The following is a 14,532-nucleotide window of genomic DNA, read 5'->3' as shown; positions in this document are numbered from 1 at the left end:
CATGACAGCGACCGACCTGGCGGCCGTGATGGCCGACCTTCATGGCGCGGCCGAGCGCATCTGGATGCGGTGCGAGGCCGACTGGCCAGGTCTGACCGTCGAAGTGCTGCCGGAGGTCGACTCGACCAACACCCGTCTGGTCCAGCAAGGCCGCCAAGGCACCTGCCATCCGTCGATATTGACGGCCGTGACCCAGACCGCCGGCCGGGGACGAATGGGCCGCAACTGGCAGGCCCAACCCGGAGCCACGCTGACCTGTTCGGTCGGGTTGGTGGTGGATCTGGACCGCATCCCCGGCGGCGGCACAGCCTTGTCGCTGGCCGTGGGCCTGGCTGTGGCCGAAGCGCTCGACGCCGGGCTGCAGGGCGCGCAGACCGACGCGACGGCGCCCAACATGCAGCCAATCGGCCTCAAATGGCCCAACGACCTGTGGCTGGGCGAGCGCAAGCTGGGTGGCATCCTGATCGAAGCCTGCCCTGCCCCCGGGCTCTCGCCCACCGAGCGCTGGGTGGTGATCGGCCTGGGCCTCAACGTGCTGCCCCCGCCGCCGATGCCCGAGGCGGCCTGCCTGCCCCAGGCTACACAGCGCGCGCTCACTGTGGGCGCGGTATGGGCCTGGGTGGTGCCCGCGTTGCTGGCACGTGTGCGCCAGTTCGTCAACACCGGCTTCGCGCCATGGCAGGCCGCCTACGCGCGCCGCGACGTGTTGCAAGGTCGCACGGTGCAGTTGACGGCCGGCCTCGGCACCGCTGGCGGCGCACCGCAGCCCGCCCTCGCCACCGGCCTGTGCCAGGGCGTCGACAGCGACGGCGCCTTGCTCGTGCATACTCCCGCTGGGTTGCAGCGCTGGCAGACCGGTGAGGTCAGCGTGCGCCCTGCCCCCCATCCTGTTCACTGAGCGACATGCTGCGTCTTCTGGTCTTGCTGCTGCTAGTGGCCAACCTGGCCTTCTTTGCCTGGATGCAAGGCTGGCTGGGCGGCGACGCGGCGGTCGCCCCATCACCCCGGGGTGAAGTCGAGGCTGAGAGGGTGGTCGTGTTGCCGCGCCATCCCATCGCAGCGCTGGAGGCGGCAGCCACGGCCCCATCCGAGCCCGCGGACCGAACCGACCAAGCCGCTGCCATCTGCATCGAGGCAGGCCCCTTCAACGACGACGAGTTTGCCGAGGTCGAGCGCCGCGTGCGCGCGGCGCTGCCCACCCTGGCCTGGGCCACCGTCACGCGCGCCAGCCCGGCCCAGTGGGCGGTCTACATGGGCCCGTTCACCAGCGAAGAACTGCTCGACCGCAAACAGGACGAATTGCGCCGCATGGCCGACGTGCAATTCGAAGTGCTTCGCAGCCCCGCCAGTCTGTCACCCGGCATCAGTCTGGGCCGCCATGAACAAGAAGCGGCCGCCCAGGCTGCGCTGACCCAGTTCCGCCAGCGCGGCATCCGCACCGCGCGCGTCGTTCAACTGCGCACGGCCATAGAGCGCCGACTGATGCGTGTTGCTGAAGCCGACAGCAAGGCCCAGCTCGCACTGTCTGGCCTGGATCTGCCTCGAGGGCAAACCTTCACCGCCTGCCGGTTCTGAGGCTCACAGCCGTCTGGCAGCGAACTGCCCAGGCCTGCCACGCCACCAACGCAAGCAGCGCGGCGGCCCAAGCGAGGGAGATGCTGCCACCGCCGCCGCCACCGCTCCCCCTGGCAGGATTGCTCAAGGGCTCGCGCAACTCCGAGCTTGCGTTCAGCGCAGCGGCGACCGCCATGCTGGCGTCCAATACACCCGATCCACACGTGAACTCCGTGCAGCGACACGCACCGCGCTGGACGGGCGACGTCGAACATTGCGGAAGCCCTGAACCGCCGAGATCGGCATCAACGTCGGCCCACGGGAGCGCAGACCGAACGAGAATCGAGAGCACTTGCTGGAGATTCAGACTGGGGTCAAGCGACCAGATCATGGCCGCCACAGCGGCCACCTGAGGGGCCGCGAAGCTCGTCCCATAAACGGCCCCCATCTGGAACGTGCTGGACGGCGACGTGTCACTCGCGTTGAGCACCGTGAGGACACCGCCGTCCAAGGCCGCTCCGTTGGTGCCGACGTCGCCGGCAGCAACAGCCAGGCCCCAACGTCCGTCTCCCGTTCTGACAAAGTTGGCGTAGGTCGCCTTGGAACCCCGCTCGTTCAATGCAGTCACAGCCAGCACGCCGGGGCAGTTCGCCGGAATCGTCGGGGTCGCCAAGCCCCTTCCACCACTGTCACCATTGCCAGCCGACGCCACGAGTAGAACCCCGGCATCCTGCAACTGGCGGATGACGCGCGGGTAACCTGAGCTTTCTGTGCACGCGGAATCACCGCCGAAACTGAGCGTGATCACCTTGGCCCGATTGGCCACAGGGTTACGTGGAGGGCTACCTTGAAAGTCGATACCTGCGGCCCACAGCATCCCGTCGATGATGTCGGCACGGTCTGCTCCACACACGCCTCCCACACGGACAGGCAGCACCTTCACATCCGGGAACGGCGCTAACATGCCTGCGCCGAACGCACCATTGTTCGTGTTGGCCACCAGCATCGACGCGATGGCAGTTCCGTGCCATGAGCTGGGCGCGTTCTCACACGTCGACGGGATCAGAAGGGGATCTGCCGCACGGGTAGCGTCATCCATCCAGTCGCCCTCGTCCCGAGGGTTGTCGTCGCGCCCCGTGCCATCGCGCGCATAGGCCACTTCGGCAATGAAGTCGTATCCGGGCAGGATACGGCTAGTCAACTCGTCCCCCGGATACAAAATGCCCGTGTCCAGCACCGCCACGTTCACCGGCACGGTAGCGCGCGGGCTCTGAACCATCTGCCACGCCGCGGGAAAGTCCGCCACACCTGACCGGGTGCTGGCCCGCGCGCCAAGCCAGGTCTGAGCGCCATAACTGGGATCCATGACCGGCAGCACTGGCGTGGTCGATGCCAGACGCTCAATTGCATTCACCGCCACCCACTCAACGTCAGGGTCCTGACGCAGCCGTAGCGCTTCGGCCTCCGCTTCCTGAATGGACATCAACCGGCCTGCATGCATGACCTGCGCACCAAAGGCGGTGGGTCGATGCGCTGTCATGCCCACACGCTGCCGAAGGGCAGCCTGCCACAGCCGGTTGCGCTGGCTCACCGCCCCGTCCGAGGGCACCGCGGCGGCCGCCAGCCGAATCACAGGCTGTGGCTTGCTGTCCTTGAGCTTGACGATCCAGCCGCGTGCCAGCTGGGGAGACGCGTCAGCAACACCGGACGCCGTTGTTTGCGCCTGGGCCCCCAGGATCGCCAGTCCGCCCAGCAGGCCGGTCGTCCACCTGGCCATTGCGCGCTTTCGCATGCCCCAAACCCTCAACTTCGATGTCATCCGGCGCATTATCGGGCCAGGCTTTGTCGGCGTTGTAACAAAAAAGGGCTCCCGAAGGAGCCCCTACGCTGGACAAGGCCAGATCACCAGGCTATTACTTGGCGATCACGCGGGCCATTTCCAGGCACTTGTTCGAGTAGCCCCACTCGTTGTCATACCAGGACACGACCTTCACGAAGGTCTTGTCCAGGGCGATACCCGCTTCGGCGTCGAACACCGAGGTGCAGGGCTCGCCGCGGAAGTCGGTGGCCACGACCTTGTCTTCGGTGTAACCCAGCACGCCCTTCATGGCGCCTTCGGAGGCGGCCTTCATGGCGGCACAGATCTCTTCGTACGTGGCTTCCTTGTTCAGCTCGACCGTCAGGTCCACCACCGACACGTCAGAGGTGGGCACGCGGAAGGCCATGCCGGTCAGCTTCTTGTTCAGTTCGGGGATCACCACGCCCACGGCCTTGGCCGCGCCCGTGCTCGAGGGGATGATGTTCTCGAGGATGCCGCGGCCACCGCGCCAGTCCTTGTTCGACGGGCCGTCCACGGTCTTTTGCGTGGCGGTGGCGGCGTGCACGGTGGTCATCAGGCCGCGCTTGATGCCCCAGGTGTCGTTCAGCACCTTGGCAACGGGGGCCAGGCAGTTGGTGGTGCACGAGGCGTTGGAGATGATGGTCTGGCCGGCGTAGGTCTTGTCGTTCACGCCGTAGACGAACATCGGGGTGTCGTCCTTCGAGGGGGCCGACATGATCACCTTCTTGGCGCCCGCCTTGATGTGGGCTTCGGCGGTTTCCTTGGTCAGGAACAGGCCGGTGGACTCGATCACGACATCGGCGCCGACTTCGTCCCACTTCAGTTCAGCCGGGTTTTTCACGGCGGTCAGGCGGATCTTCTTGCCGTTGACGATCAGATTGTTGCCGTCCACAGCCACATCGCCCTTGAAGCGACCGTGCACGCTGTCGTACTTCAGCATGTAAGCCAGGTAGTCGGGCTCCAGCAGGTCGTTGATGCCGACGATTTCGATGTCGTTGGCAAAATTCTGGACTGCGGCACGGAACACCATGCGGCCGATGCGGCCGAAGCCGTTGATACCGATCTTGATCGCCATGATGGGAAGACCTCTCGTGAAGGATGGATGGGAAACGGAAAGGGTGAAACTTTAAGCGCGGTTCTTGAGCACCTTGAGCACGGTGGCCACCACGTTCTCGGGGGTAAAGCCAAAATGCTTGAACAGCACGCCCGCGGGAGCGGATTCGCCGTAGGTGTCGATGCCAACCACGGCGTCCACACCGTACTTCCACCAGAAGTCGGTCACACCGGCCTCGACGGCCACGCGGGGCAGCTTGGGCGGCAGCACGGCCTTCTTGTAGGCCACGTCCTGGCGGTCGAACACGGTGGTCGAGGGCATCGAGACCACACGCACCGGCACCTTCATCTCGGCCAGCTTCTGCTGGGCGTGCAGCGCCAGTTGCACTTCAGATCCGGTGGCAATGATCACGGCCACGGGCTTCTTCTTGAGCCCGACCTCTTCGGGTTCGGCCAGCACGTAGGCGCCCTGCGTCATCACATCGGCATCGGTCTTGGGCGCGTACGGCAGGTTCTGGCGCGACAGCAGCAGTGCGGTGGGGCGATGCTTGTTGGCCAGGGCCATGGTCCAGGCCACGGCGGTTTCGGCCGTGTCGGCCGGGCGCCAGACATCCAGGCCGGGGATCAGCCGCAGGCTGGCCGCATGCTCGATGGATTGGTGGGTCGGGCCGTCTTCGCCCAGGCCGATGGAGTCGTGCGTGAACACGTGGATCACGCGCTGCTTCATCAGCGCGGCCATGCGGATGGCGTTGCGGCTGTAGTCGGAGAAGGTCAGGAAGGTGCCAGCGTAGGGGATGTAGCCACCGTGCAGGGCCACGCCATTCATGATGGCGGCCATGCCGAACTCGCGCACACCGTAGTTGATGTGGCGACCGGGCTTGCCGTCGGTGGTGACGACCTTGCCATCGTCGCCCACGCGGAAGGCGGGGGTGCTCTTGGTGTTGGTCAGGTTCGAGCCGGTGAGGTCAGCCGAGCCGCCCAGCATCTCGGGCAACGCGGCGGTGAAGAACTCCAGCGCGATCTGGCTGGCCTTGCGGCTGGCCACGGTCTCGGCCTTGTCATGCGCCGACGAAACAGCCTGCACGGCCACCTCGGCGAAGTTGGCTGGCAGGTCGCCCTTCATGCGGCGCTCGAACTCAGCGGCCTCGGCCGGGAACAAGGCCTTGTAGGCCTCGAAGCGCTGGTTCCAGTCGTTGACCAACAGCTCGCCATCGGCCTTGGCATCCCAATCGCCATACACCTCGTCGGGGATCACGAAGGCCTCGTGCGCCCAGCCGATCGCGTCGCGCGTCAGCTTGATCTCGTCCCCACCCAGCGGCTCGCCATGGGCCTTGGCCGTGTTGGCGCGGTTGGGCGAGCCCTTGCCGATGTGGGTCTTGCAGACGATCAGCGTGGGCTTGTCAGCGCTCAGCTTGGCTTTGGAGATGGCGCCGTCCACGGCGTCCACATCATGACCATCCACCGGGCCGATGACGTTCCAGCCGGAGGCCTGGAAACGCTGAGGCGTGTTGTCGATGAACCAGGGGGTGACCTGCCCGTCGATCGAGATGCCGTTGTCGTCGTACAGCGCAATCAGCTTGTTGAGCTTCCAGGCGCCAGCCAGGGCGACCGCCTCGTGGCTGATGCCTTCCATCAGGCAGCCATCGCCCAGGAAGACATAGGTATGGTGGTTGACGATGTCGTGGCCGGGGCGGTTGAACTCGGCCGCCAGCAGCTTCTCGGCCAGCGCGAAGCCCACCGCGTTGGTGATCCCCTGCCCCAGGGGGCCCGTCGTGGTCTCGACGCCCGGAGTGATGCCCACCTCGGGGTGACCGGGGGTCTTGCTGTGCATCTGCCGGAAGGCCTTGACCTCCTCGATCGGCAGGTCGTAGCCCGTCAGGTGCAGCAGGGCGTAGATCAGCATCGACGCGTGACCGTTGGACAGCACGAAGCGATCGCGGTCGAACCAGTTCGGCTGCGCCGGATGGTGACGCAGGTGGCGGCTCCAGAGGGCCACCGCCATGTCGGCCATCCCCATCGGCGCCCCGGGGTGACCGGAATTGGCTTGCTGGACGGCGTCCATGGCCAGCGCACGGATGGCGTTGGCCATGGCGGTGATGTTCTTGGTGGGGTGGGACATGGTGGTCGGCTACGAGCGGGAGTAACCCTAGATTCTAACTTGGCCGGTTACCCGAGCAACATGCGCGGTGGGGCAACCTCATGCAGCATCGCTACGCGGCGATCACGCCCTGAAGCCAGAAGCGCGGACGCAAGCGGTCCCCGTGTTTTTCGAGAAAAGCGTCTGAGCGCTCCTGCAGCGCAGGCACGTCGCGGATCGCCACTGCAACGAGCCAGGCTGCAGCAACCAGAAAGCACACAGCCTGGAACTTGATCCAGGCCCTGCTGTACGTCGGCACAGCGTGCTCGCGCGGCATCGATCCCAACAGACAGCCAGTCACGGTGGCCAGCCACAGCTGCGTGTAGGGCACCACCAGCACACCGTCCACCAAAGACTGGATGCCTGCGCACAACAGCGCAGCGATCAACGACACTCTCAAAGCGGTGATCGATGAGCGATCGGCCTCCACGTTGGTCCGCCGGATCGCTGCAACAAGTCCGCGTGAGAGCAGAAGCAACACAAGGGCGGCAGCAGGTATCCCCCACTCGGCCGCCACTTGCAAAACCGCTTGATGCGGATGGCTTCCGAGGCGATTTACCTGATCAGCAAAGTGCATGGGCCCCGCCCCCAGCAAAGGGTTGGCCAACGCCATTCCAAGCGCGTCGAGCCACAACTGCATCCGCCCAGTCAGACCTCCACGCAACATATCCGTTTCGTCGTCCGCTGCAGGCAAATCGAGGAGATACGCCACACCCTTGAACAACAACAGATAGAGCAGCGCACCTATCACTGCAGCCCGCAACTGGAACCCCGCCCACGCTCTCCACACATGGCCCAGAGGGAGCACCAAGGCGATGCCGAGTACCAAAGCGGCGGCGCTGCCACGTGTTCCGGAGGCCATGACGGCCGCCCACAACCCGACAGTCAGGCACCAAGCTGCATATCTCCGACGCCGCGAAACGACCTGCAAGATGGCGACGATGCCAAGAAGGGGTATCAGCAGCGTGCAAACCTGCCCGAAGAAACGCGGGTGAGAAAACCCCATGCTAATGAGACTGGGATCCAACTGCTCTCGGTTCATGACACCCAGCACATAAAAGAGCAGGACACGAAACAACAACATCGCGGCAAACCACGAAACCGCGCGGCCAAAGATGCACTGCGCGTGTACGGGACGCGCGCGAACAAGCGCGGCCACGAACAACGCGAAGCACAGATTGCCCGCCCATAGCGCCACCTCCGTGAACGCCCATGCAGGTTGCTTGGCCAACGTGGCCGATGTCAGGCCCAGTAAACCCACGATGGCCAGCACACGCCAAACACCAGCGGAAAGAAGCGGAACCGGCGGCTTGCACACCGCCCAGTAAGCCGCCGCCATCGCGCACAAAAAGATCTGACCGACCCGTTGAAGGTCATACCAATCCAGCTGGCTGCCGAAAGACCAGAAGGTCAGGCTGGCGAGGCCACACAAAATCGCAGCGAAGGCAATTGGCATGAGCTCAGTTGTCGAGTCGCTTCAAGAGGTTCTGCTTCGCAAGCTCGGCCACCTCGCGCTGCTGAGGCAGCATGCTTTCCAACGCCAACTTGTACTCACGCTCCGCGTTCTCTACGTCCCTCAGCCCGTAGAGCGCAAACGACTTCAGCGCTCGGGCAGTATGGCTACGCCGGTTGATGAACAGCGCCTTCTGGGCTTCGACCTTGGCCTCTTCAAAACGCCTCAGCGCCAGCAGAGCCTCAGTTCTTGTCAAAAACACCCGGATCTCGTCAGAGTTGGCGACCGGGCTGTCTGACGGCAACCACATGTCGGCAGGGTCATCCCCAGCTGCCGTCGCCTTGCGCCAGAAAACCTCTGTGAGCGTTTCAACACCATCAAGCGCGTCCAGTGACTGCAACCACTCGCCTCTCTTGAGGTGCATCTGAGCCTTCAGCAAACCCTCCTGCAAGCGGATATCAGGCCTATCCACCGGCAACGTCATGGGTTTCGCCAATACCGCCTCTGCCTTATCTGGCATTCCGTAGGCGATCAGCGATGACACATGATTCTTTCTAACATAAGGCTGGTCAAGGTGCTTTTCAGCCGCCCAAGCCCAAAGGGTCAAGTCATTTTTCCATAACGGCACCGTAACCATCACATTCATGATGCACACGAAGCTTACCCCGACGGGAACAAGCAACCACCATGGCCGCGGCAGATACTTCATATTGGTCAGACGGCGCCCAGCGTAACACATGGACAGAATAACAAGCGCGGCGAGCGGCAACGTCAAATACCGGTCTGCGGCAATACTACCCGCCACACTCAGCGGGAGCACGTTGAGCACAGGCAGCATGATGAGCACGAAACCAGCGATCAATAAACCGTGCCCGCGCACAACGAAAGCCAACAACGAGACGAATACGGCAGCGACGCCCACCGCCATAACAAAAGGGCGCGGTCCGCTCAAGTTTTCCCACGGAATTGGATGATGCGGACCAATGGAAGAAAATGGCAGAAAGACCAACATCAAATACTGAACGATCGTCTCACCAACCAGCGACAGCCTTTTCCATCCGGACCAATGGGAAGACACGAATTGATCTGTAAAAACTGCCCGGTCAATGAGGTAGCCTTTTGCATAAAAATACAAACCAACGCCGACCAGACAGATTAAAATACCTTCCCGCATCTGCCTCACGAAAGCATTGAACGTGCCGCCCCCATCACCCTTCAGCCAAAACTGCATCAGCGCGAAAAACAACGGGACCCCCACCACCACCTCTTTGCACATCAACGCAGCAAGGAATATAAAGAACATCAGTGGAATGCGCACCAAACCCGCAACAACCAACCCCACCCATATATACAAGAGGGACAACAGGGTTGCCAGCAAATCAAAACGCGCCGAGGCCCATGCCACGGACTCAATCAATGCAGGATGAAGGGCGTATAAAGCAGTTGCCGCGATACACCAGCCAACCGAAAGCACATTGATCCTCGATCCCAGCCGTCTGGCCAAGACAATTAGGATGGAATAGAGCACAACAACATTGGTAGCGTGAATGGACACACTGATCCAATGAGACACAGCGGGCCGTGGCTCCGTCACACGCATCTCGGCCACAAAAGTCGCCATGGCCAGCGGCCGGAAATAGGGGGCGCCAGGCAATAGTGGGCTCAGCACTATGTCAACGACACCCTGCCCCGGCATCCCGGCGGCACGGTTGACGATCTCCCAATCGTCCCACGCATAGCCATTCAAACGCACGTCGCTGTAGGCCAGAAGCAAAACAGCTATCAAAAGCAGCGCACCCAAGGGGATGAGTGCTCGAACGAAAAAAGGGCGCTCAAGCGCCCCTTGCATGTGCTGCATGTGAATCAGGAACCGCGACACGATGCAGGACGATACTTGTCTTGCAGGCTACCCCGGCACACCCAGTTGATGCTACCCGTTGCAGGCTGGCCGGCTGTCAGCGCAGAGCCGCCGGTGGTGGTCGGAGACAGTGTGAGCGTGCTGCCAGAAGCGTTTGCACCAGCGGTCGAAGTGTAGGTAATGGTGATCACGCCGGTCGAGGCGTTCACACCAACGCTGGACACGTTGGCAGTAGTGTTAGGAGAAGTCCAACCCAGATCCAGCGGGCTCACACCTGCGGCGGCATTCTCAGACACGGTAGTCTTGGCGGATGCAGCCAATGACAGACCTTCCGTGACGCGAGCACGGATGGTGTAGTCCTGGTAAGCCGGCAGCGCCACAGCCGCCAGAATGCCGATGATCGCCACGACGATCATCAGTTCGATCAGGGTGAAACCCTTTTGCACTTGCTTCATCATCTTCAACTCCTCAAGGCTCACGGCCTGTTGCTGCGGAAGGTCAGCCCGGGTCATCCGGGCCTTGCGCGAAAGATGGTGCAGGCGGCGTGCCAGTCTAGACGGACAAAAAAACCGTGCTTTCGTTCACGTTTTCCAGCAATCGGGCCGCATCGACAGACCGTTCCCGTCAGACTTGCGACCAAACACCTGACAAAACTTGTCACCCGAGTGGCAGGCCGACCAATTCTGTCAGCCGGCCCGGACTGAGTCAGATCGGCTCAGCCGGCACATGAAACCGCTGCCCCTCGCGCAGAGGCTCGATCTGGTGGCGGCTGTCCAGCGCGCGGATCTGCGACAGCACGGCAGGCACCTCGCCTGGCTTGGGGTGAGTAATGTAGACGCTCACCTCGCCATCGAGCTGGGCGAGTTCCTGGGCCAGGGTCTGTGGCGCGAGGTGGCCGCTGATGTGGGCCAGATGGGCTTCTTCGTTGCCGAAGGCGGTCTCGATCACGAGCTGCGCGATGCGCTGGCCGTTCAGTGCCTGCCACAGCGCGGGGTTGGGGCCGGTGTCGCCGGTGAACACCCACCAGCCTTGTGGCGTGTCCACGGCATACCCCACCGCCGGCACCGTATGCGCCGCTGGCAGCACGTGGACGAGGCGGTCGTCCTGCTGGCCGCGCGCCGGAAAGCGCAACACCTGTCCAACCTCGATCTCGTGCAGCACCAGCACCGGATGGGCCGCGCTGGGCAGTCGGGTGAAATCTGGCCAGATGACGCCGTTGAAGATGTGCGCCCGCATGGCCTCGATGGTCTCAGGCAGCGCATGCACGTGGATGGGCCGCAGGGCCTGCGGGCCGGCGCCACCCATGCGCAGTTTGATGACGCTGTCAGCCAGCAGCGGAATGCTGAGGATGTGGTCGAGGTGGCTGTGGCTGATCAGGATGTGGTCGATGCGCGCGAGCTCGTCGAGCCGCAATTCGCCCACGCCGCTACCAGCATCGATCAGGATGTCGTCATCCAGCAGAAAGGCCGTGGTGTGGCATCGGGCCGCGATCGACCCGGAACATCCAAGCACTCGGATCACCGGGGCCTCCTTTGCTGCGCGCGCCGCAAGGGCTCAGCCTGACACCTGGGCCATCAGGCCTGGACGAACTGCATCTGCGTGCCGGCCAGCTCGATCACGTCGCCGCTCTTGAGCTGAACGGGCTCGCCCGCCACGGCCTGGCCGTTGACCATGGGGCGCGAGGCGCCCTCCACGTGGGCGAACACGTAGCCGCCGGGGCGCTTGGTGATCGAGGCCACCTGCACGCCAGGCTTGCCCACCGTGGTGACCACTTTGGTGAGCATGACCTCGCGGCCGGCTGCAGCACCGTTGAGCACCTTGATCGAGGCGGCAGACTGGCTGCCCAAGCCGCCGAAGTTGGTGTTGAGGTTGCCACCCAAGGTCGCGCCGAAGCCGCTGGCCGGCGGCGTGGCAGCGGGCTTGGGCGAGGTGCTCATTCCGGCAGCACCAGGCATGCCCATGCCCGACGCGCCCGGACGCATGATCATGGTCTTCTCGTAATCGGGCGCGTCGTCGACCAGGTACTTGACCTTGTACTTACCGATCTCGATCGTGTCGTTGTGCTGCAGCAGCTGCTTCTTGACGGCCTTGCCGTTGATGTAGGTGCCGTTGGTGCTGTTGAGATCCTCGATGAAAAGGTCGTTACCCACCATCTGCAGGACTGCGTGTTCTCCACTGACCGCCAGGTTGTCGATCACGATGTCGTTATATGGCCGTCGACCGAGGGACGTGCGGTCCTTCGTGACCTGCACTTCCTTGATGACGACCCCATCGAGTGAGACGACCAGTTTTCCCATGCGGAACCTCTTGGAATTGGCTCGGTTAGTTGTGTTGTAGTCAGCCGCCCAGGCGTTTGAATGGCCACCAGGATCTGGGCGCCGGTTCGGCTTCTCCCTGCGCCCGCACCAGCACGACTGCAATGTTATCTCGGCCACCGGCCTCATTGGCAGCCTGCACCAGCGCCGCGCCCATCTCGGGCAGGCTGGGATAGGCGGCGATGATGCCGGCGATTTCCGGATCGGACAGCATGTCGGACAGACCGTCGGAACACATGAGGTAAACGTCGCCGGAATGGATGTCGTGCTGGTGGCTTTCCAGCAGCACGAGGTCTTCCACGCCCAGGGCGCGCGTCACCAGATTCTTGTTGGCGGAGTACTGCGCTTGCTCGGGCGTCAGGATGCCAGCATCAATCTGTTCCTGCAGTAACGAATGGTCTTTCGTGAGTTGCTGCAACACCCCCTGACGCCAGCGGTAACCCCGTGAGTCGCCGATGTGCCCCAGCAGCAGACGTCCCGAACGAAACACGCCCACCACCAGCGTGGTGCCCATGCCCGCATAGGTGGGGTTGGAATGGGCGGCACCGAAAATGGCCCGGTTGGCGTTGTCGACGCAAATGTCCATGGCGCGCCGCACATCGCTGTCGGTGGCCATCCCGCCGGCTTCACCCAGCCAGCGCCCGAGCTCCGCGCGGATGAAATCGCAAGCCATGCCGCTGGCCACTTCACCCGCAGCGTAGCCGCCCATGCCATCGGCGAGCACCGCCACCCCGTGTTCCTCATCGAGGGCCACGGAGTCTTCGTTGTTGTTACGCACGCGACCGGTGTCGGTCTGGCTGTAGAACTCAAAGTCCATCTGTGGATTGTCTCACCCGACCGGGATATCCAGTTCCTGAAGAGCCTGCGCCACGCCGCGCAGGTCTTCGGCCATGTGGCGCCCATCCTGGTAGCGGGTGTTGGGGTGCTTCTGCAGCGCCAGTGCCACGATGTCGCCCAGCGCGGGCGGCAGATCGGCGCGCAAGGTGCACACATTGGGCGGCGTGTCCTGGCCAATGGCACGCATGAGCACGGCCATGTTGTCGCTGCGGTAAGGCAGTTGCCCGGTGAGCAGCAGAAACAGGGTGACGCCCAGGGAGTACAGGTCGCTGCGCCCGTCAATCGGCTGGCCGGACAACTGCTCGGGCGACATGAAGGTGGGCGTGCCGAGCACCACGCCCGTGCGCGTGCGGGCGGCATCGGCCACCCGGGCCACGCCAAAATCCATGACCTTGACCCCGCCGCCGGAGAAGTCGACCATGATGTTCGCCGGCTTGATGTCGCGGTGGGTGACGCCTCGCGTGTGCGCGTACGCCAGGGCGTCGGCCACACGGGCCATGATGGGCAGCAGCCGGCTCAACGGCAGCAGGTTACTCGGGTGCGCATGCCGGGAAAGATCGATGCCCTCGACCAACTCCATGGCAATGTAGGCCAGACCGCCGGTCTCACCCGCATCGAGGATGCTGACGATGTCTGGATGTTGCAGCCGCCCGGCCATCTCGGCTTCACGCAGAAAGCGGGCACGCGCATCGGCCAGGTCATCACCAGAAAACTCTTGAGCCAGCGCCATGGTCTTGAGCGCGACGTGCTGGTCGGTGGCCGGGTCATGCCCCAGGTACACCGCCCCCATGGCGCCACGCCCGATCTGCTTGACCAGCACATACTTGCCGAGCTGACCCATGGTGACCTGGGGCATGGGCCGCGGCGGCACCGTGCCCCAGGTGTTGACCGTGGCAGCCTGCGCGAGACCGCGGGCGCGCATCAGGCGCAGTTTGACCTGGCGCCATTCCGGGTCGATGTCGGCCATGTGTTCGTATACATCCCGGGCACGGTCGTAGCGCTGCTCGCGCTCGAAGGCCATGGCAATGCGCTCCAGGGTATCGAGCGCCACCTCGCGCTGGGCCGGCTCCGGCAGAAAACCGTTCAGCGTGTCCCAGGCTCGGTCCACAGGCCCGTCACCCAGGCTCGAGAGCGCCTGGCGGATACGCTGCCATCCGGGATCGTCTCCCGATAACGCTGGCGGCTCTGACAGGGGCATGGGACGGGAGGCTGTCGTGGCGGGACGGCTGTTCTGCGGCACATCCATATAGGACAACACCGTGGCCGGGCCGTTGTCCTCCTCGTCATCCCCGCGGTCCATGGGCACGGTATCGGGGTTGTCACCCCCGAAGGAGGTCCGGAAACTGGTGCTGCGCGCCACGGGCGGGCGCGGGACAGGCCGGCGCGCCCACCACAGGACCAGGCCGGCAGCCATCAGCAGCACGATCAGCGACAGGACCAGGTAAGCAGGCATGTCCGATTTAAAAGCAAATCAGCCCCTGAGTG

General features: G+C 63.8%; 12 protein-coding genes. 2 read left to right on the top strand and 10 right to left on the bottom strand.

Annotated features, from left to right (window positions below; translation table 11 throughout):
• Position 1: 1 nt before the first annotated feature.
• Positions 2-898, top strand: a complete 897-nt coding sequence (locus GTZ97_RS07200) for a biotin--[acetyl-CoA-carboxylase] ligase (RefSeq protein WP_236651071.1) — start codon at positions 2-4, stop codon at positions 896-898.
• A gap of 5 nt (positions 899-903) precedes the next feature.
• A complete protein-coding gene (locus tag GTZ97_RS07195; RefSeq protein WP_161649914.1) occupies positions 904-1,575 on the top strand; it encodes a hypothetical protein in 672 nt (223 codons plus the stop codon).
• Here GTZ97_RS07195 and GTZ97_RS07190 read toward each other — a convergent pair.
• From GTZ97_RS07190 to GTZ97_RS07145, 10 genes are all read right to left on the bottom strand, one after another.
• Complete coding sequence (locus GTZ97_RS07190; protein ID WP_161649913.1) at positions 1,556-3,373, bottom strand: S8 family serine peptidase; 1,818 nt, start codon at positions 3,371-3,373, stop codon at positions 1,556-1,558. The two genes, GTZ97_RS07195 and GTZ97_RS07190, sit on opposite strands and share 20 nt — an antisense overlap.
• Before the next feature lie 94 nt (positions 3,374-3,467).
• Positions 3,468-4,469 (bottom strand): type I glyceraldehyde-3-phosphate dehydrogenase, encoded by a 1,002-nt coding sequence (gene gap / locus GTZ97_RS07185; RefSeq protein WP_161649912.1) that lies wholly within the window; start codon positions 4,467-4,469, stop codon positions 3,468-3,470.
• A gap of 51 nt (positions 4,470-4,520) precedes the next feature.
• Positions 4,521-6,566, bottom strand: coding sequence for a transketolase (tkt, locus tag GTZ97_RS07180; RefSeq protein ID WP_161649911.1), 2,046 nt, complete (start codon positions 6,564-6,566; stop codon positions 4,521-4,523).
• A 91-nt stretch (positions 6,567-6,657) separates the two neighbouring features.
• Positions 6,658-8,040, bottom strand: coding sequence for an O-antigen ligase family protein (locus GTZ97_RS07175; protein WP_161649910.1), 1,383 nt, complete (start codon positions 8,038-8,040; stop codon positions 6,658-6,660).
• A 4-nt stretch (positions 8,041-8,044) separates the two neighbouring features.
• Positions 8,045-9,895 (bottom strand): tetratricopeptide repeat protein, encoded by a 1,851-nt coding sequence (locus GTZ97_RS07170; RefSeq protein ID WP_161649909.1) that lies wholly within the window; start codon positions 9,893-9,895, stop codon positions 8,045-8,047.
• 5 nt (positions 9,896-9,900) lie between these two features.
• The gene (locus GTZ97_RS16875) at positions 9,901-10,353 is read right to left on the bottom strand and encodes a pilin (protein WP_330863570.1); all 453 of its coding nucleotides are present in this window, start codon (positions 10,351-10,353) and stop codon (positions 9,901-9,903) included.
• A gap of 247 nt (positions 10,354-10,600) precedes the next feature.
• On the bottom strand, positions 10,601-11,416 hold the full coding sequence (locus tag GTZ97_RS07160; protein WP_161649908.1) for an MBL fold metallo-hydrolase: 816 nt from the start codon (positions 11,414-11,416) through the stop codon (positions 10,601-10,603).
• A 53-nt stretch (positions 11,417-11,469) separates the two neighbouring features.
• Positions 11,470-12,192, bottom strand: a complete 723-nt coding sequence (locus GTZ97_RS07155; protein WP_161649907.1) for an FHA domain-containing protein — start codon at positions 12,190-12,192, stop codon at positions 11,470-11,472.
• A gap of 40 nt (positions 12,193-12,232) precedes the next feature.
• Positions 12,233-13,027, bottom strand: coding sequence for a Stp1/IreP family PP2C-type Ser/Thr phosphatase (locus GTZ97_RS07150; RefSeq protein WP_161649906.1), 795 nt, complete (start codon positions 13,025-13,027; stop codon positions 12,233-12,235).
• 12 nt (positions 13,028-13,039) lie between these two features.
• Complete coding sequence (locus GTZ97_RS07145; protein ID WP_236651070.1) at positions 13,040-14,500, bottom strand: serine/threonine-protein kinase; 1,461 nt, start codon at positions 14,498-14,500, stop codon at positions 13,040-13,042.
• Positions 14,501-14,532 lie beyond the last annotated feature (32 nt).

Source organism: Aquabacterium fontiphilum, assembly GCF_009909205.1.
Classification (GTDB): Bacteria; Pseudomonadota; Gammaproteobacteria; order Burkholderiales; family Burkholderiaceae_C; genus Aquabacterium; species Aquabacterium fontiphilum.
Note: the sequence above shows the minus strand (reverse complement) of the source record. Positions and strands in the feature narration are given on the sequence as shown.